This is a genomic window from Rickettsia endosymbiont of Cantharis rufa (assembly GCF_964026445.1).
In the GTDB taxonomy this organism is placed as follows: domain Bacteria; phylum Pseudomonadota; class Alphaproteobacteria; order Rickettsiales; family Rickettsiaceae; genus Rickettsia.
In genome coordinates, this window is the sequence record NZ_OZ032150.1 from 199,169 (window position 1) to 220,296 (window position 21,128).

A 21,128-nucleotide genomic window follows, 5' to 3' on the forward strand; every position below is an offset into this window, starting at 1 on the left:
TTATTTATCTCTTCATTTTATATTGCATGTGGAAATATAACCCTCCGCCAAATATAACTCTTAGCTGAAATCTTATAATGTTCTCTCCTTGTTTTAAATAACGTTTTATATTAATCGGTAAATTATTAGCTTGTAATGCTTTACCTTGGTCAATCCCATTGTTACAGTACCTTTTCTCATCTAGAGAATTAACGTCAGTAGGAAGGCTAAGTAGCTTTGTGCCGTTAACATATATTAATGTGCAATCATCATACCATAAATCCCTTACTTCAAAATACTCAATATCGTCCATTATTGCATCTAAGGTTACTTTAAATTCTACGGTATGCAATATTGTATTCCCTGGTTTATTTGTTGCATCTATAAATGCCCCATCGTTTGGAAATACCATAATGCTTCCCTGCTGCACCGGTTTCTTGTTTAAGATATAGTCGCCTATTTTAGTTACCGGATTATAAGGAGTCTCAGGTAATTGGCTTGATGGAAAGTCGTTATAACCAACTTCTATAGGCAATCCTGTAGACTCTCTACAGCCGACATTTTGACCTAAAGGTTCAAATTCAACAACTTTCCTATCAAAATATGATAAACAATAGCGCTCTAGTGGTTTACTAGGATCAATGGATATCCAATTTGTCGGGCATTTTCCTTGTGCAAGTTCCCCTATATCACTTTCAGGCCATTCTGCATTACCGTGGCTGTTACCGGAAGGAGCTTTCTCTGTGCTAGGAATTTTAGCACAATTAGGTATTAATATAGGAGCGCAAAGATTTAGCTCCTGCCAAGTTTTATCTCTTACATCGGAAACAGAAGCATTATATGTCGGCTCAGGAGGAGTGTTTTCATCTCCTTTTGTATATGTCACTGTATAATATTTCGAAGGATCTACTGGTACTAATATTGGTCCTATATTAGGATCCGGCTCGATTCTATCTGTATAGTCCCTACTTAAAACACATATTGGAGTATTAGCCTTATCGTTATTGGTATAGCAGTTACTCGGAATATTATTTATATTGCAAGTATAAATAGTAATGCCTCTTCCTGGACCTGATACTGTTTCTTTTATAGTGCAGCTACTTGTATTTCCGCATAACCCAAGGTTTGGATATTTAACATTATATGTATTTTTAAAATCTTTACAATTTATAGTATCGTTGTTGTTTAGCTTAGCAAGTACACAATTTATCGAGTCATTATTGTAACCGGGAATAGGCGAACCATTAGGTAAGGTAGGGATCGGAAGAGGGTTACAATGTTGGAAATTCTTTGGCATCAGACAGGCATGCGTTCCGCCTTGAATATATTTACCGTTTATATATTCTAAATATTTTAAATATAACGCATTTGGGTTTGGATTTCCGTTATTATCGTAAGGTTTCGTATTTTTTTCATTCGGATCATTTTTATTTTTATATTTACCGTGAATAGTTAATTGATTTAGAGCGCTCTCTCCTGAAAACGGCATAGCAATATATTTATCTTCTGCTGGATCTTTTGGCGGATCTTTAGGTATAAATGCAACGGAAGAGCTATAATCATAGCCGGCAAGTTTTACTATACTTTCCGTATCAGTAGAGCTAGAAGATGCGGCGTATGATAACGGTGTTACAAGAGTGCTTGTTTCATCTATAATGCTAATAGTCCCATCTTCTCTTTTTTCCCTTACCTGCACTGAAGCAATGAATTGCGGTTTATAATAAGCATCGTTGGAATTGCTATTAGTACAGGTAATTCCGGCATATTGTCTTGAACATTCATAAGCAGCTAAGCTGTAAGAGTGATTTACTCTCGGTACGCAATCTATTAAATTACTAGACTCAAATAAACAAATATTATTAGGATTCTGCTTATCGTTTTCGTTATTACTAATAGAGACATAAAGATTTCTAGCTTTATCGTTATTGTCTTTTAAAGTGACATCTGTCTTTATAGGCATTAAGCTATTTGTATCCTGTCCTTGTTTTTCAAGAAATTGTACGCTTACATCCTTAAATTGGCCGATATTAACGCCCCACACTTTTTGGCAGGTAGTTGAATTAGAACTTGGACAGTCCGGTATATCGCTTATGTAATAATCACTAGGTGCTTCCACATTTCCAATTTTCTGCGAATATACTATTCTAAATCCATCATTACAACCGTCAGCTGTAACACTACATGGCGTAGGGATATCTGTATTAATACATGGGGTACCGCCTGAAGTGTTTTTACACGATTTAATTAAATCTTTAAAAGCCGTATTAGTATGAGTAATTTTTGCTGAAGAAAAATCTATATTACGTAGTTCTACACAAGTTTTGAGATCAGAAGGAGAGCCGGTGCATAGCGGAACAAGATTGCTAAAGCTAACACGTATGGTATTATTAACAATATTGTTCCTAACGTTTGATACTACACAAGGCGGCAAGGTTGAAGATTGTTTAAATACAGGCTCTCCTTTCTGAATATCCTCTGGAGTATTTTTTATGCTACATATATTATTAGCACTAGCATTAATGCTAATATAATCTAAATTTGGACAGTATGGCGGTGGAAAAGGTCCCAAAGGTAATTGTACGCAACCAAAAGAATAGCTATCTACGGAACCGTTCAATGATCCGAGTGCTTCAATAACTGTTATTATTAAACTAGGAAAAAAATTAAAAATTTCTCCTATTGCATCAAGTACTGATCGAAGTACTTTTATAAGTTCTGAATCTTGATCTATCATACCAAGAAGCTGCCCTAATAAACTTGGTAAACTTGCTCCTTTTACCGTTTCAACTAAAAATTTTAATACTTTTGCAATAGGGCTAAGTTCATTAGTTTGGTGGAGAGGTTGACGATTAGGATTCCAGTCCATAGGATCAAGATGTGCTCCGGAATCTGAAACAAGGTTAACAAGTCCAGGATCGCTATAAGCACAAAGTTTAGGAGATTTTAAAGTAACTATTTTTCCATCTACACCGATTATCTTATTATCACTTTCCGTGTAACCGACTTTATTGAGATGTACTCCATCGGTATAACCTGGATCTGCAGGAGAAGCTGTAGCATTTATTCCGGGAGGTGGAGGCATATCCGGTACGGCAATTCTAGCACAAACTCTAGTTAGAGGTAGACCGTAACCTGTAGGCCATAATACACATTCTCCATCCCAATTTAAAGTGGAGTTTTGATGCCAGCAAGCTGCGGCATTACAGCTTTGAACTCTAATACGAATTTTTGGAGTAAAGTAACTACTATCAGGAGCTTCTTCCGCACATCTATTGAGTAAAAAACCGATAAATGTACCTGGGTAATCAAATTTTAATAAACAAGTATCATTATCGCGACCGTCGCTTTTATTCCAAGGAGGACACAATGTGCCTGGTTTAAAAGGTCCTCTCGTCTTTACATTGATGCCTCCATCCTTATTCCAAGTTTCCGTTCTATCGCTTTGTCCGCAATTACATGGATCGCTAAGACAATCGGCTATATCACCCCAAATAAATGCATATACATTAAATGAGAAGAATGAAAATAAAAAAAATAGTAAATATTTTTTAAGCACTTTAATATGGTTCTTTTATGTTAGTTTTTTTTGTTGTCATCCTATGGTTTGACCATGGGATCTTGTATCACAGACCGCGTTCTGAGATCCCGCTACAAGCTCACGGGATGACAAAGAAAAATATCAGTCCGTATTTAACTCATTATATAAGTAATTAATCCAATTATCTGGAGGACCTTGGTATTGTTCAAGTATTTTTTTATAAATATCCATTTCCTCCTGCCTGCTTGATAAAATACGGACAATTCCTATTAAAGAGGCAATACTTAATTCAGAAGCTATAGATTCATTATCCTTATTAATTAAGAACATCCTTGCAGAAAGTATTAGCTGTGATAATTTTCGTATTTCTGGTTCGCTTAAACCTAAAATTTTGTCTAAATCTTCTATTTTAACATCAGACGGTAGAATAATTTTAGTATTAATTAAATTAAGCCAAGGTTTTATAGTATATTTTGGATATGACTTAAGATAAATAAAATTGAAATTACTGACGAGAATACCGTTATTTTGAGATAAATTATTAAAAATTAAGTTTATATTATCGTAATAAGCTTCAGGTTTGTAAAGTTTATCAAAATTATCGGCAGCAAATATTTTAGGTTTTGTACTAACTAGGCTTAAATGATAAGTAAAAGCATAAATTACTGCTGCACTGATAGCTTGATGTTTCTTTAAGTTATTATTAAATTGCTCTAAAAATTTTCTTTCCGCCGGGTAAAATTGTTTAGAAAACGGCTCATCAGAAAGTTTATATAAATTAAACCCCATGACTTCCCCTTCTTGAATGTTAAGAGACGGTCCGTCAAATAATCCAGAATATAATTGTCCTTCTGTAAAATCCTTTAATTTATCAAGTATTTGTATTCCTCCTTCCTCTTTAAAATCTTCTAATTTTAAAATATCGGAAAAAATACGTTTTTCTTCTTCAATTGATAAAATTTTATTTTTTAACTTCTCTAGAAAAGATATTTCTATTTTACTAAGAGGTGAAATATAATGACCGCTGATTAATTTAAAAAATTCTAAAATGAAAGCTCGTGATTTTTCTGTATCATCTACTAAAAATGGATTGATAATTTGTTTATCCGGTTCTAGCCATTTGCCCTCTATTGCCTCGATAAAAATTTTAGAATCATTATTATTAGAGATATAAATTATTGTTGGGTTATATTTGGTCGATTCTGATATTAGAAAATTCAATAATATGGTTTTGCCGGTTTTTTTCGTACCAAAGATGCAAGTATTACCTTTATTCGTTTTATCATGAAAATTCATGAAATATGGAGTACCTTTTTCAGTTCGCAGTAAAGTGACAGCTCTACCCCAAGGGTTATATTGATTACCGAGTGTAGTATTATGAAGAGCGGTAAGAGAAGCAATATGTTCTACGGATAATGGTGACATTCTACGGATAAAGGCGAAGTTGGCAGGTAATTGCGACCAAAATATTTGCTCAATATTGAGATCTTCTTTTACATGAATAATACCAAGTTTAAAAAGCTCGGTTGATGCTTTAGCTACGGCTGTATCTAGTTTATTTTCATCTTCTTCTATAATGGCAATTGAAATTTGCTGATTACAAAATTGAAAAGCTGAGTTAGCTGCATCAAGCTCATTAATCCCTTTGTGATTAAGTAAAGTTGAGTCGTTGGTAATTCTTAGAATATAATCTTGACCTTGCAATTTGGATATTACTTGTTTTTTGCTAACAAAATAAAATATTTCAGTTATTATTAATTCAATCGGTAACTGTAAAAATTTATCAAGCGCATTAGAAGGAGTTTCCTGATATTCTTTTATAGATAGTAAAGAAGCGAATTTGTTATTTTTCTCATGATCCGTAACTACCATTTTATCGCCGCTAATTGTATAAGTACTTCTACCTAGAGCATCTGATAAATCTATTATAGGTACCAAACAATCATTATTATTAAGGTTAGCTATTCGATTATATAAAAATAAAGGGTTAGAAAAAACATTATCATTTTCAAATATTATACCGAGTTTTTCAGCGCCGAATTCATTTAAATCATTTAAAATATTATTAGTGATATTTTCTAGTTTTTGAAAAGCTGAATCTAAGTAGTTATTTTCAAAATCAGTAATTAATTCATTAAACAAAGAATTTATTAAAGAGTTAAAATTTTTGATATTAACTTTAGTGGAATCATGTACTATAGATATATATAAAGTATTAACGAATTTATCATTCCAATGATTCTTTCTTTGCCATAGTGCATGAATATTTGCCGGTAATAATTTTTTGTAAGGAGTAGGATCATCTAAATTTTGTTTTTCTCGTATTGTATGTAGCCAAAAAGCAAAATCATAATCAGTTATGTTCTTTTTTATAGAAGCTCTAACTACTTCACGTAAATTCTGTATGTTGTCGCTGATTTTATCTGAATTAATGCCGTGTATTTTGATAATTTGTAGTAATTTACCGTCTTTGGTAAGTAAAGTATGTTCATTATAATGACATGCGACGGGTATAAAATTAGGAGCATTGTAATTATATACATCCTTGTCAAATTTTCGTAAATCACTAAACACAAATAACCTGAATTTAAATTATCGCTTTGTATGCTAATAGAATTTGTTGTATATCAACCGTCATTGCGAGGAAAAATTGAAAATTTTGACGAAGCAATCTCAGGAGTTTGTTACTATTTCCTGAGATTGTCGCGCAGCTTATGGCTGCTCGCAATGACGAGAACCGTGCAACATAGACAATTTTTCAAATTAAACGAGTATACCACAAAACTTTATCTTATTGTTTATATTTAATAAACAATTATTCACTATATGTAGTGATTTTTTGTAATCCTCCCATGTAATTTATCAAGACATCAGGTACGGTTATTGAGCCGTCTTCATTTTGGTAATTTTCAAGTATTGCAACCATAGTTCTTCCGATAGGTAAAGCAGAAGCGTTTAAAGTATGAACTAAGGTAGTTTCGTTACTGCCGAATTCTTTATACCTTGCTTTCATTCTACGTGCTTGAAAATCTCCACAATTAGAACAGCTCGCAATTTCACGATACTGTTTCTGTCCTGGGAGCCATACTTCTATATCATAGGTTTTTTTTGCTGCAAACCCCATATCTCCGGTGCAAAGTAACATAGCACGATAAGGTAGACTCAGTTTTTGTAAAATAGTCTCTGAGGCATTAGTTATATATTCATGCTCATTTTTTGACTCTTCCGGGGTGGTAATAGATACAAGCTCTACTTTACCGAATTGATGTAATCTAATCATGCCCCTTGTATCTCTACCGCTACTACCTGCTTCTGATCTAAAGCACGGGGTATAAGCAACGTAACGCATAGGTAATTTTTCTCTCGGTATAATAGTATCGACAACCATGTTTACTAAAGATACTTCTGCGGTTGGAATTAATCTGTAACCATTCGTTGTTGCAAAAGACTCTTTAGCAAATTTAGGTAGTTGTCCTGCGTTATACATGGCATTATCTCGAACTAATACCGGAGGTGATATCTCAAAGAAGTCAAACTCTTTAGTATGAACATCAATCATAAAGTTAATTAAAGCACGTTCTAGCTTTGCTAAATCACCTTTTAACGTTACAAATCTAGCTCCTGAAATTTTAGCAGTTTGTTCAAAATCCATTAAATTTAATTTTGTGCCTAGCTCAAAATGCTGCTTATTTAAAGCATTTGGATTTATCTCTCCGTGAGTACGAACTAATTTATTCATGCTTTCATCAATCCCGTAAGGTACTTCTTCATCCGGAATATTAGGAAGCATATCCAATAGTTCATTTAATTCGTTATTATTATTTAGATCCTGCTCAAGTTCTTCCAACTTCTCATTTATATGTCTGACATCGCTTTGTAACCCTTCGAACTCTTCACCGCTTTTAGATGCCATGTTACCTAAAATCTTTGATTTTACCTTGCGTGCGTGCTGAAATTCTTGAATTAAACTCGTGATTTTCTTTTTTTTTCCGTCGAGCATAGCAATTTTACTAGACATAGGTCCGATAAATCTTTGGCTAAGCTTTTCATCGAATAATTCTTGATTCTCTCTAATCCATTTGATATTTAACATTTAGTGTCCTCGGTTTTTCTATAAAATTACATATCATTATTGAAGTTTCATATAATAAAAGTAGCGGTATTGCAAGAGCAAACTGGCTTAAAATGTCAGGAGGCGTTAATATTCCCGCAATAATAAAGTTAATTACCACAGCAATCCGTCTTTTTTGTTTTAGTGTTCGGACTTTAACTATATTTAATATATTTAATATTATTATCACAACCGGTAGTTGAAAAGCAACTCCAAAAGCAATAATTAAATGAATAACTAAAGTTAAATACTCGCTAATTCTTGCTTCCAAAACTATCGGTACCATCATATCACGTTTTTCAAAGCTAAGAAAAAAATTCCAAGCTTTAGGCATCACAAAATAAAAAACAAAAACACTACCGCACCAAAATAAAATAGGCGACGTGAAAAGAATAAAAGCAATAATTTTTTTTTCATGGCGGTGTAATCCGGGGCTGATAAATAAATAGCACTCCAAAGCAATTATTGGTATAATAATAGTAAAAGCAGTAAAAGCTGCAAGTTTAACATAAGTAAAAAATGCTTCTGTAAGTCCCGTATAAATTATATTTCGTACCGTATCACCGCTTAGCTTAGCAAGTGGTTTTAATAAAAAACTATAAATATTGTCGCTAAAATAATAGCAAATAGCAAATATAATTATAAAAGTAGTAAATATTCTAAGAAGCCTTATTTTTAATTCTAATAAATGTTCCTGAAAACTATATAATTTCATAATTATGCGATTAACTTATATATCAACATTATAAACCTTTTTTAATAATTGTCATATTTTTTTAATAATTAGGTAGTTAATTTCTTGCTATATATTTTTAAAAATATCGGTATAAACAACATACTAAGCAGAGTATTACCTAAAAAGAATACAGACCAAGTAAGATATTTTGCACAGATACCGCCGAGGCTAGCTAGAAGAATACGACTAAGAGAACTAAAAGATGCAATAATGGAATATTGTGTGGCAACAAATTCACTATTGCAAAGGTTAGCAAAATAGATAGCGATAATAGTTCCTGCAAAACCGGAGCAGAAATTTTGCATCGTAACGGTTATTATAAATATTTGAATATCATGTCCTATAGTAGCAAGAACCATAAACATAAGAGGTGATAATAATTGAATAACTCCGCCAATTAAAACACTGTGAAATATACCCATTTTTGCAGCTAAAACGCCGCCTAATGCTCCACCTACGATCATGATTAGTAACCCGTAAGCTTTGTAAATAACGGCAATTTCATGAGTAGTAAAGCTCAAATCTAGGAATAAAGGTGAACTCATAGCCATAGGTATAGAATCCGCAGCTTTATATAGAAAGACAAACAACATAATTAGCAGTATACTCGATGAACCCCCAAAATTGGCTGAGTCGTCTTTGTAAGTCCTCGGATTCTGAATGTTTATTATACGCTCCGCTCCTCGGCTTACAACTAGATTACTCTTTTCTAAGTTGATCTTCGTATACCTCTTCATTTCACGGGCGTCATTTTTTAAGGATATAATACTTTTTTTAATGACCTCAAAATATTGTTGTAATCCTATTAAAGTATTAGCTGTATGACGTTTTTCTTTAGGCTTTGGTTCTTTGATACATAAAATTACTATAGGTCCAAGTATAGTAATAAATAGAGCAAATTTATATACCATATTCCAGCCAAAAACAATTGATGAATATAAAGCGCCGACACTGCCAAGTAACATACCTAAACGAAATCCTATACTACTAAAAGTAAAAGCCATTGAAAGCTCTTCTTTTGACGTAGGTCTCTCGATTCTATACGCATCAAGTACAATATCTTGAGTAGCACTACAGAATGAAACAATAAATAAGATAATTGCAGTAATATATAAATTATTACAAGGGCTTATGTCTAAGAACCCCATCATTGCTAAGATTAAAAATATTTGTGATACCAATGCCCAGCCACGTCTGTGACCGAATTTAGAGCATAAAAAAGGTATAGAGTATTTATCTATAAAAGGTGACCATATTACTTTTAAGCAATATGGAAAAGCAGCTAATGATATTGAACCTATTATATCAGTGGTATATTTTGCTTCAGATAATTGGTATGGAACCGTGAAAAAAATTAAATTAAACGTAATACCGGAAATTAAGCCTAAAAGTAAAATACCGATTAAATATAATTTTTTTTGCACAAAATCTAGTTACTTATATTTCATTTTTAGAGTGTAAGGGGCTACTTTGGAAAATATTTTGCCGACTACAGGTATTTTGGTTACAATAGTGCTGATTAAGAAAAAGGAAGGAATAACGTTTCCTTTAACCGTAATTAATTGCTGCTTGGTATCAATATTACCTTTCATAGTAAAATCAAAGAATGGTCCATGTGCTTCCGTATCAAAAATTGTAATGATATTTCCCCTATAATTAAATTTACCGGCCATATCTCCAAATAAAATATTTTTATTATTAGTTATTGAACTGAGAAAACCTGGCAATGAAACAAAAGAAACAAGCCGTGTTAAAAAAGGAGTATCAACTACCGTAAAATGTTTTATAGAAAATCTACCGTCTAATACCGGCACTATTTCCCCTTTTTTCACTTCATATCTTTTGGTGTTTAAGTTAATGTTAATCTGACCGTTTTGCATAGTAGTATACATTCCGAGTCCCTTAAGTAATGCTCCGGCATTATCGGATTCAATTAGCCATTGTTCAAAAGTTTCCTTAGCGGTAAGCGACAGTTTAACTTTTTTACTACCGATATCGGCATTTAGAAAACCGGAGAAACACCGCACTTTATCACATTTAATTGCTAAATTAAGATTATCTAGCGTTATATTATTCTTTAAAAGTATTTTTGATATACTAGTTTTTAAATTAATATTACGTGTAGAATCACCCTCTTTTTCTAAAAACTGCATCATATTAGCATTTGATAAATCTAGTCCGCTTCCATAAAGTTCTGTATTCAGATTATGGTTATCTATGATTATTTTTCCTTTTAAATTCGTACGATTATGTATAATAGAGGCTAGATTAATATTATAAATATTCTTCTTAATCAAGGCATTACCGTTAATTTTTAGATTATCCTGCCCTGAAAGGTTAAATTCGATATTCCTATCGAAATTTTTATCATTTAATTTCGTATGTAAGAATAAATTGGCTTTTTTATATAATTTTTTATGAATAGATACTTTATCTATATAAAATTCTAAATTATCAAGATTAGAATTAATAGTAATAAAACTCTCGTTGTTATGCTGTTTTTTGTACTCAAAATTTAGAACTGTGCTGCCTGAAATTAATTTAAATACACCGAATCTTTGATTATTTGCCGTAATATTGCTTTTTATTTTAAGTAAACACTCATTATTTTTATCTGATATATCATGATCATAAGTAAAGCTACTTGCATAATTATTAATTTTACCTTTGCCGTTAATATCTAGTTTGTTATCTTTAAAGCTACCTTTTGCTTCGCCGTTTCGTAATAAAATATTATTGTCTAAACTATTAAAGGAAATATTTGTTAATGTCGATAACACATTATAATTATTAGGAATATTTGGGCTAATAGGAATTATTAACTCTATTATTGAATTCGCTGTTCCGTTTATTTTTTTTAAATCAATATTTTGAGCCTTAATGTTTTGATATGCCTCATTTGGGACAAAGTCAATTAAATCATTAATTTCACCTTTAGCAGTAACATTAAAAACAAATTGCGATTTTTCCATTCCTTCCCATTTGAAATTTACGATACCGCCGGAGATAACGCTTTTACCGCTGTAAGCTTCGTTAATTAGAAATTTTACTTCTGGTCCTGAAATGATTATATTAGTATCAACCTTGGTTAAAGGCGGTAAATCGTTATGATATTTATATTCAAAATTTGAGATATGTAAATTTGCTTTTAAATTATCCTCCACTAAAATATTTTCTTTAAAAAAGCTTTTATCTAATTTAACACTTAATTCCCCATTTTGGATGTAACCTCGTTTTATATGTTCTCGTAAATATGAGATTATATGGTTATTCGGAATGATTTTCTCGACTGTTTGATAAATTATTAAAGGCATATTTGCAGCTGTCCCACTCGCCTCAATATTTTTATTGGTTATTATACCGTTTAGAGATAAAAAAGCTTTGTCTCCAAAGGTAATTTTGCAGTTGATGCTTTTTGGATTATCTTTAGAATAAGCGGTTCTATACGAACACAAAGCATTTCCGAGTGGCAAGCCGACTCCTTGCTCATCGGTTAAAATATCGCTTTTTATTGAAGTTAACTGTATGCCGGTTAGAACATCTTTTTTGATTATATTTAACGAATAATCACCGGTCATTGAAGTATCTATAATTTCTTCATCGTTATTTGAGATTACCGAAAATTTATCAACATTAAAATTAGCTTCTATTAACGAATTAGAGAAAAAATTTTTGAAATTAAGAAAAAGATTAAAATTGTTAATTTCTCCCTTAGCATTATCTATCAACCTTAAGGAAATTTTATCTATAGATAACTGATTTTCTTTAAATCCTAAATTATGTAATACGGCTTTTATATCATTTTTACTTAAATAAAATTCAATTATTTTTTTCAAAGGTTCATTTAAATGTCCTTTGTTTGCGCTATAAACAATTAGAGTTATAGCGAGAAACAATGAAATAAGAATTATAAAAATACTGATAAAGGTTTTTTTAATAAAATTCATTTGAGCTTGTAAATCTATTGAAATATGATAAAAGCTTTACATACTTGATCAACTTAAAAAATTGACTAAGTCGTCCTATAAGTACTGCAATGCGAACTATATTAAGTTACGCTCCGCTTCTCGTCTTGTGGACCGATTACTCATTTATTTTCCAAGTTGATCTTGTCTATACTACTCTTCATTTACTTGAGGTATATACTTGTCACGTTAGTTGAATATAACTTATAATCTAAAAATTTAATATAAAAATCACAAAAAATTATGAATATTAAATTTATCGGTAGTGGATATGTGGGATTAGTCTCAGGTATTATTATGAGCTATTTAGGTCATAATATTACTTGTCTCGATAATAATGAGGTTAAAATATCTAAGCTAAATAAGCAAATATTACCGATTTATGAGCTGAGTCTTGATGAATATTTACAAAAAGCTCTGCTAGACGGAAGATTAAAATTTACAAATATTTATAATAATGAGCTCCAAAATGCTGAGGCAATATTTATTACGGTCGGTACGCCTTCAAAAGAGTCGGGAGAAGCGGATTTAAAATATGTTTATGATGCTATTGATAAAGTTTCCGAGCATATAAATAAGGATTGTTTAATAGTCATCAAATCCACTGTTCCGCCGGATAGTTGCAATAATATTATAGCTTATTTAAAATCAAAAGGTTTTTCATTTAATGTTGCTTCTAATCCTGAGTTTTTAAGAGAAGGAAGTGCGGTAGAGGATTTTTTATATCCTGATCGTATAGTTGTCGGTGTAAATAATAAAGAGTCAGAAGTAATATTACGAAAAATCTATGCACCTTTAATAGAGCGGGGAGCAAAATTTGTGGTTACCGATTTAGTGACGAGCGAGCTTATTAAATATGCTTCAAATAGTTTTTTAGCTACCAAAATTGCTTTTATTAATGAAATGGCTGATTTATGCGAAAAAATCGGCGGCAATATTAAAGATTTATCTAAAGGTGTAGGGCTTGATCAAAGAATCGGTCAAAATTTTTTAAATGCAGGACCCGGTTTTGGCGGTTCATGTTTTCCAAAAGATATTTTAGCATTAAATAGTCTTATCAAGAGTTATGATATCGATTGTAAAATTCTTGAAGCGGTGATTACAAGTAATAAAGAGCGCCCAAAAAGTATGGTAGATAAGATAAGTATTTTGTTAGACGGAGATTTAAAAGATAAACATATAGCAATTTTAGGCTTAACATATAAAGCAGGAACGGATGATATTAGAGCAAGCCCTGCTATCGAAATTATAAAGATTTTATTAGATAAAGGGGGATATATTAAAGCATTTGATCCTATTGGTCTCGAAAACGCCAAAAAGAATTTTGAAAATAAAGATTTGCTATATTTAGATTCGGTAATTGAAGCTTGTAAATCAGTAGATATTATAGTTATTGCAACTGAATGGTTAGAATTCAAAGAACTTAATTGGCAAGAAATTTATAATCTAGTAAAATACCCGATAATCATTGATCTTAGAAATATACTAGATAGTGAATCAATGAAAAAAATCGGTTTTAGATATTATACAGTTGGAAGTAAGATTTAATAAAACGTCATTGCGAGGAGATTCGTAGAATCGACGTGGCAATCTCAGGAATTTTATACTGTTTTATGAGATTGCTACACTCTCTACGTTTGCCCGCAATGACGGTAAAAACTAAACCCCTATAAAAAGAAAAAATGCGACCCGAATTTATCCATTTAAGAGCTCAAAGCTCCTATTCTTTTCTAGAAAGTGCATTAACTACCAAGAAAGTAGTAGAGCTTGCTTCATCACATAAAATGCCTGCTATTTGTTTGGCAGATAGAGGAAATTTATTCGGTTCATTAGAATTTGCGTTATATGCAGTAAAAAAAAGGCTGCAGCCTATACATGGGGTTATTCTTAACATACAATATGATACCAACATTTTTGCTCAAATTTTGCTTATAGCTAAAGATGAGGTCGGCTATAAAAATTTACTCAAACTATCAAGCCTTACTTTTACTAAAAATGATCGTAAAATATGCGATCATATTAATTTTGAAGATTTAGTAAAATATCAAGAAGGGTTAATAGCATTATGCTGTTATACCGACGGTATTGTCGGAAAATGCTTACTGGCTCGTACGCAAGAGCAAGCTATGCTGTTTGCGCGTAAATTACAGGGAATTTTAGGAGATCGGTTTTATTTTGAGATCATGAGGCATGATCTACCGGAAGAGCAGTTTATTGAGGATAGTTATATTAGAATTGCTGCTGAGCTTACTATTCCACTTGTTGCCACTAATAAAGTTTTGTTTAGCGAAAAAACCATGCATGATGCACATGATGTATTATTATGTATATCAGCCGGCGTTACTAAAGAATACCCTGATCGTAAAACAGTTAGTGAAAATTGTTATTTTAAATCACCGCGTGAGATGGTAGAGCTTTTTTCCGATCTACCTAATGCCGTCCAAAATACTGTGAATTTAAGAGAGCGTTGTTATTTTGCAGCACACGCAAATCCACCGATGCTGCCTAATTTTGCCACCAAAGATATTAGTGAAACGGATTTAATTAGGAAAGATGCAAAAGAAGGGCTGCTTGCAAGGCTTGCTACAAAGTTTAAATCTAAAAATATTCCGCTGCAGAATCAAGAAGAATTGAAAACTGAGTATTTTGCTCGTCTTAATTACGAGCTGGATATTATCTGTAATATGAATTTTGCCGGTTATTTTTTGATTGTATCAGATTTTATTAAATGGAGTAAACAAGAGGGAATTTTAGTTGGTCCTGGTAGAGGTTCGGGAGCAGGGTCGGTTGTTGCTTGGAGTTTACTTATTACGGATCTTGATCCGATTAAATTCGGCTTGTTATTTGAAAGATTCTTAAATCCTGAACGTATTTCAATGCCTGATTTTGATATTGATTTTTGTCAGGAAAGACGAGAGGAAGTAATTAATTATGTACGTTCTAAATACGGCAATAATAGAGTAGGGCAGATTATAACTTTTGGTAAGATGCAGGCAAAGGCTGTAATTAAGGATGTGGCTCGTGTGCTTAGCTTGCCTTATAAATTCGCTGATTATCTAACGGAGCTTGTACCTTTTAGTGCAGTTAATCCCGTTACGCTTGAACAAGCAATGTGTGAAGTTCCGGAGCTTGCAAATGCTGCTAAAGGTAATGGACTGTATAATTTAGAGGGTGAGGCGGAGTTAATTAAGCTAGTGCTTGATACTTCGTTAATTCTTGAGGGGCTACATAGGCATTCTTCAACTCATGCTGCAGGAATCGTAATAGCAGGCACTGATTTGGTTGATATAGTACCGGTATATAAAGACGCTAATTCCGATATGTTAGTAGTCGGTTATTCTATGAAATATTCTGAGATTGCCGGTTTAATTAAATTTGATTTTTTAGGACTGCAAACCCTAACGGTTATTACCGATTGTAAGAAACTACTTAAAGAGCGAGCGATAGAAGTAGATTTTGACAATATGACCTTTGATGATAATAAGACTTATCAAATGTTATGTAAAGGTAAGGGGGTTGGAGTTTTCCAGTTTGAAAGTGTCGGAATGAAAGATGCACTTAGACGTCTTAAACCTGATTCCATACACGATTTAATCGCTCTTGGTGCTTTATATCGTCCAGGTCCTATGGAAAATATCCCTACTTATATAGCTTGTAAGCATAAATTACAGCAGCCTGATTATTTACATGAGCTATTAAAGCCGATCTTAGAAGAAACTTATGGAGTGGTGATATATCAGGAGCAGGTACAAAGAGTTGCTCAGGTTCTTGCCGGTTATACTTTAGGTGCTGCTGATTTGCTTCGTAGAGCAATGGGTAAGAAGATAAAAAAGGAAATGGTGGAGCAGGAAGAAATTTTTGTTAAAGGGGCAATTGCTAATAATATTTCGGAATCTCAGGCTAAATCTATTTTTGCGACCGTGGCTAAATTTGCCGGATACGGTTTTAATAAGGCGCACGCTGCGGCTTACGGCGTTATTTCATACCAAACCGCATACCTTAAAGCTAATTACCCTGCTGAATTTTTAGTAGCGTGCTTAAATCTTGAATTAAATAATCACGATAAAATTAATTTATTCCTGCAAGAAGCAAAAGACAGTGGCATAAGGATTATTGCTCCTAATATTAATATTTCTAAAGGGTATTTTAGTGTAAAGCCTGTGTATGACAAAGAAGTAAGTACAATAGTTTTTGGGCTTGGTGCTATTAAAGGAGTTACGCCGAATTTCGGTAAGTTAGTAACGGAGGAGCAAGAAGCAAGAGGAGTGTTTAAATCAATTATCGATTTTATTGAAAGATTACCACCAAAATCTGTTAACAGTAAATTACTGGAAAATTTAATTAAATCCGGCTGTTTTGATGAGTTGCATGATAATCGATTGCAATTATTTTCAAGCATTCCAAAATTACTTTCTTATTCAACTTCATATCACGAAGAGCAGGAATCTAATCAATTTAGCTTAATTAAAGTTTCTAGTTCAAGTCCTAATATATTAATTGCAAGTGATTATGCCGATAACAATACTTTAGCTTTTTATGAGTTTGAGGCTATGGGCTTATTTATCTCTAATCATCCTCTTACGCAGTATCAAGAAATATTTAACCGTTTAAATATTTTAAGTACCACAGATTTACATAATAACTTACCTGACGGTGCTAACCGAATAAATCTTGCTGGGGTGATACAAAAAAAGGATTCTCGTATGTCGGCAAGAGGTAGGTTCGTGACACTCGTGCTTTCCGATCCTGAGAATATATTTGAACTTAGTATTTTTAGTGAGGAAGTTTTAAAAGATTATGTACATTTACTTAATGTTAAAAGTTTGGTAGTCGTTAATTGCGATATAATCAAAGATGAGGGTGGAATAAAACTAACGGCAAAAAGCTTTTCGTCAATTGAAGATGCGATTAATAATAAACAATTTGAACTACAGCTTTACCCACAAAATTATGAAGAATTACGGCAGATAGTAACCTTGCTTGCAGCTCGCACTAATAATAATGAAAGTAATGCTAGAGCTATGATCTATTTACAAAGCGAAGAGGTAAAGAATTTTATAGCAAAAATTACATTACCGGAAAAATTCTTTCTCCAAGCACAAGATTTTGAGATTTTAAAAGAATATATTCGATGAACTTCGTATACCACATTCCCTGTATTGTTTTCATAATTTAGAAATATTCTTCGGTGTTTTTTTACCGCTAAATACTGCATTATTATTTTTATTATTGCTAAGCTCCATATATTTTGTTAGTCGATATTTTTCTGCTATTAACTTTGCTTCTTTTTCTAAATTGATATTTTGCTCAAGATTTGGATCCTTAATTAATTCTTTAAAATAATTACTTATAGATTTTAGTCCTAATTTTTCCGTTAATTTACTTAAATACTTATAAAATTTGTTTTTGATAGTTTGTTTTTTAGGCTCCGAGTTTTTATTGAATACATTATCGGTCTTAACCTCTTGTTTTTTATCTTCTAATACTCCCGTATTATTAGGTAGATTTTTATTAACTTCAGTTATTAGTTCATTCACTAAATTTTGTTTTTCTTCTTTAAGTACAGCGTCATTCAAAAAGCTTGATACAGGCGAATTTTTTGAGTGTACTGTATCCAAGTTAAGATTAGTAGTTTCTTGTTTTACTACGTTTGGGAGCGGTATATTAATATGCTCGTCTTTTGTTTCAATTATAGGTGAATCTATTAATCTATTCTCTCCAAAAATATCTAGCGATGCTTCCGTAAATTCATCTACTAATTTTTGAGATTTTATAGGCGTTATTTCCTCATTAAATTTATTCTCGCTGTAATCTTTAACCACTTGAGTAATTTCTTCGGATGCTTTTGCTTCCGGTATAGTCATTTTATATTTTTGTGCCATATCTTTTATTACATCATCTAATTTTTTATGCCCCTCTGATAGCTCTAGCGATTTAGGGTTAGTATTACTTTGCTTCATTTGCCGGAAAATATCTATAGATGGGCGATTTTCTATTTTCGCTTGTACTTGCGCTTTGATGAGTATATTTACATCTTTATCATTTAAGCATTTTTCCGATAGCTCTTTAATAATTTGTTCTTTATTGGACTTATATAATCTATAATTTTCTAAAACTGTTTTTGTGGGAGCTATTTCGTGATCTTCAAAACAAGTTTGGATATGGTTTATGACAGGCTTTAAAAGATCCTTGGTAATAGGTAAATTAGTGTCCTTATAGGGAAACACGGTAGATAAAAAATCTACTAGATCAATCTTGACATATTTTAAATTAGATTCTTCAGCAACTTTACTAAATAACTTTTCTCTTGTGCTCGGTGTATGTCCTTCATTATAAAAAAAAGTATCAAAATAATTAGTAGCTGAATTGGCAATATCTTTTTGAAATTGATTTTGATCAGTTGTGTTTGAGATACTTTGTTCTTTTGCTAAAGGTATATCTAAGTTATTTGCTAAATTTCTTTGTTCGCTTTCTAAGTTTGATATTATTTGAGATACTTGATTTTGTGTAATGAAATCATATATTTCACGAAATTCTGAATCCGGTACATTGTCTCGTAAAGCTTCTCTTATTGACCTGCTACTACAATTCCTTAAAGTTTGTCCGGTAACTGTTCTTCTTGGGTCAGTTGTTGGGTTAATAAGTTGCTCCGATTTGAACCTATTGATTTCGTTATTATGAGCTTTTATTGCCTCTAGTTCGTTTATAGATAATATAGAAAATATACTATCTCTTATTTCTTTATATATTAAATCCTTTACTCCTTTATCTGACTGTTCTTTGAGTTCATATTTAATTGAGCTGAATTTTGCTTTACTTCTTGCTTCTATTGTTTCATTTATTTTAGATAATTGATCTTTTGGTGTTTGATTTAGCTTTGAATTATCTGCTCTTACCCCAGCACCGGCATTATACATAATACGATAATTTTTTCCGTTTTCTTTAGAATATTTTATAACATTTGCATGTAATCCTGTATTAGTAGGAGCATTAGAATATGATAAATATGCCTCCCCTGTTTTTTGCAGTTTATCATATATTTCATTTGTAGTTTTTTCTAAAAATTTTTTTAACTGTTCTGTGGGTGGCAATTTATTTGAGCCAGTTAAATTACGTGCTGAAAAGGATTGCTTATAAATCTCATCTAAGCCATCCATAAAGTTATCTAATTTTTTATCTGGATTTTCATGTAGAGCTTTATATGCCCTAAGCAAGGCTTTATAACCGCTAGCTGTTATAAAATGAGCCGAGCCTAAATCATAATCTTTTGTGGATTTATCATAGGTACGGGCATCGTCAAGCATTTCGCGGTACTGAGTTGCCCTCGCTTCATATTCATATTCTCGTATGTTATTTAAGGCCTGAGTGATATTTTCATAATGCTCTTTCAGCTTATTTTGGTTATTCTCTTTTAGAGCAGTATTTATAAGCTCGTTTTCATAGTTTTTCAAGTTGCCGAACTTTATATCATTATTTATATTCTCAGTCATATTTTTAACTAAATAGTTGAGTAAATACTAAGATAGTCCCATACTAAAAAATAAATGTCAATAATTACTATCTCAATATCCCTATTTTATCTAATTGCTCCCATGTAAAATTTTCGTCTTCACGACCAAAATGACCGTAAGCAGCTGTTTTTTGATAGCATGGAGTACGAAGTTTAAGATGTTTAATAATTCTGCCGGGACGCATATCAAAATGCTGTGTTATTAGCTTAGTAATTTGTTCATTGCTTAATTTGCTAGTGCCGAAAGTTTCAGCATAAATAGATACGGGAGCCGCAACACCTATTGCGTAAGATATTTGTATTTCACATCGATCGGCTATTCCTGCTTCTACTACATTCTTAGCAATATAGCGCGCCATGTAAGCAGCCGACCTATCTATTTTGGTCGGATCTTTCCCGAGAAACAACCATCGCCGTGTCTTGCCATTCCTCCGTAAGTGTCCACGATAATTTTTCTACCTGTTAAACCGCAATCAGCAACAGGATCGCCTATAACAAACCTACCTGTCGGGTTAATTAGATATTTAGTATCTTTATGAAGTAAATTTCTTGGTAATGCCTGCTTAATAATTTCTTCCATTACTGCTTCAATAAGGTCTTTCTGCTGTATTTCCGGATTATGCTGAGTTGATAAAACTACTGCATCAATGGCAATCGGTTTATTATTTTCGTATCGTAACGTAACTTGTGATTTTGCATCGGGTCCAAGCCAAGATAATATATTTTTTTGCGTAGATATGCCTGTCTTTTCATTAAGAGATGAGCGTAGTAAATAGGTGCAGGCATTAAGCCTTCTGTTTCAGTACAAGCATAACCGAAAACCATTCCTTGATCTCCCGCTCCTATTTCATCTTCATTATTATTATCAACCCCCACAGCTATATCGGGTGATTGTTTAATTATAGACGAAATTACGGCACAACAACTGCCGTCAAATCCATAATTTGGATTATTATAGCCGATTTCTTGTATCTTACTCCGTACTATTTACCCAATATCTACATAGGTACTAGTAGTAATTTCACCGCCTACTAGAACTAGACCGGTTGTTACAAATGTTTCACAGGCAACACGACCGTTAGGGTCTTGTTTTAGAATTTCATCAAGTACCGTATCTGAAATTTGATCGGCAATTTTATCCGGATGTCCTTCAGAAACTGATTCAGACGTGAATATAAAATTTTTCATACATTATGCCCCTTTTAAAATTCCTCAAATTGTTATTCATGTATAGGTGTTGTATGCCGTCATTGCGAGGAAAATTACGTAGTAATTGACGAAGCAATCCA

The 21,128-nt window shown here is 32.4% G+C and carries 9 protein-coding genes and 3 pseudogenes; 2 read left to right on the forward strand and 10 right to left on the reverse strand.

The window, feature by feature from the left end:
* Window positions 1-4: 4 nt before the first annotated feature.
* The 6 genes from AAGD46_RS01085 to AAGD46_RS01110 form a co-directional block, all read right to left on the reverse strand.
* Window positions 5-3,535, reverse strand: coding sequence for a hypothetical protein (locus AAGD46_RS01085; protein ID WP_341787427.1), 3,531 nt, complete (start codon window positions 3,533-3,535; stop codon window positions 5-7).
* Between the two features lie 123 nt (window positions 3,536-3,658).
* On the reverse strand, window positions 3,659-6,091 hold the full coding sequence (locus tag AAGD46_RS01090; RefSeq protein ID WP_341787429.1) for a VirB4 family type IV secretion/conjugal transfer ATPase: 2,433 nt from the start codon (window positions 6,089-6,091) through the stop codon (window positions 3,659-3,661).
* A gap of 241 nt (window positions 6,092-6,332) precedes the next feature.
* Window positions 6,333-7,610, reverse strand: coding sequence for a serine--tRNA ligase (gene serS, locus AAGD46_RS01095; RefSeq protein ID WP_341787431.1), 1,278 nt, complete (start codon window positions 7,608-7,610; stop codon window positions 6,333-6,335).
* The gene (gene tatC, locus AAGD46_RS01100) at window positions 7,588-8,343 is read right to left on the reverse strand and encodes a twin-arginine translocase subunit TatC (RefSeq protein ID WP_341787432.1); all 756 of its coding nucleotides are present in this window, start codon (window positions 8,341-8,343) and stop codon (window positions 7,588-7,590) included. Before tatC ends, serS begins: the two co-directional genes overlap by 23 nt.
* A 68-nt stretch (window positions 8,344-8,411) precedes the next feature.
* Window positions 8,412-9,788, reverse strand: a complete 1,377-nt coding sequence (locus tag AAGD46_RS01105; RefSeq protein ID WP_341787434.1) for an MFS transporter — start codon at window positions 9,786-9,788, stop codon at window positions 8,412-8,414.
* 9 nt (window positions 9,789-9,797) lie between these two features.
* Complete coding sequence (locus tag AAGD46_RS01110; protein WP_341787435.1) at window positions 9,798-12,311, reverse strand: DUF3971 domain-containing protein; 2,514 nt, start codon at window positions 12,309-12,311, stop codon at window positions 9,798-9,800.
* Window positions 12,312-12,572: 261 nt separating this feature from the next.
* Between AAGD46_RS01110 and AAGD46_RS01115 the strand changes: the two genes are divergently transcribed.
* Entirely contained in the window at window positions 12,573-13,877 is a 1,305-nt protein-coding gene (locus tag AAGD46_RS01115) for a UDP-glucose/GDP-mannose dehydrogenase family protein (protein WP_341787436.1), read from the forward strand.
* A gap of 134 nt (window positions 13,878-14,011) precedes the next feature.
* The gene (gene dnaE / locus AAGD46_RS01120; RefSeq protein WP_341787437.1) at window positions 14,012-17,464 is read left to right on the forward strand and encodes a DNA polymerase III subunit alpha; all 3,453 of its coding nucleotides are present in this window, start codon (window positions 14,012-14,014) and stop codon (window positions 17,462-17,464) included.
* 30 nt (window positions 17,465-17,494) lie between these two features.
* Here dnaE and AAGD46_RS01125 read toward each other — a convergent pair whose 3' ends face one another.
* From AAGD46_RS01125 to metK, 4 genes and pseudogenes are all read right to left on the reverse strand, one after another.
* Window positions 17,495-17,740 carry a hypothetical protein gene (locus AAGD46_RS01125; RefSeq protein WP_341787862.1) on the reverse strand — a complete coding sequence of 82 codons (246 nt, stop codon included), beginning with the start codon at window positions 17,738-17,740 and terminating at the stop codon, window positions 17,495-17,497.
* 1,481 nt (window positions 17,741-19,221) lie between these two features.
* Window positions 19,222-19,486, reverse strand: a pseudogene (locus tag AAGD46_RS01130) (hypothetical protein).
* 69 nt (window positions 19,487-19,555) lie between these two features.
* Window positions 19,556-19,819 (reverse strand): annotated as a pseudogene (locus AAGD46_RS01135) (hypothetical protein); the annotation flags it as partial.
* Between the two features lie 67 nt (window positions 19,820-19,886).
* A pseudogene (gene metK, locus AAGD46_RS01140) lies at window positions 19,887-21,027 on the reverse strand (methionine adenosyltransferase).
* Window positions 21,028-21,128: the final 101 nt, after the last annotated feature.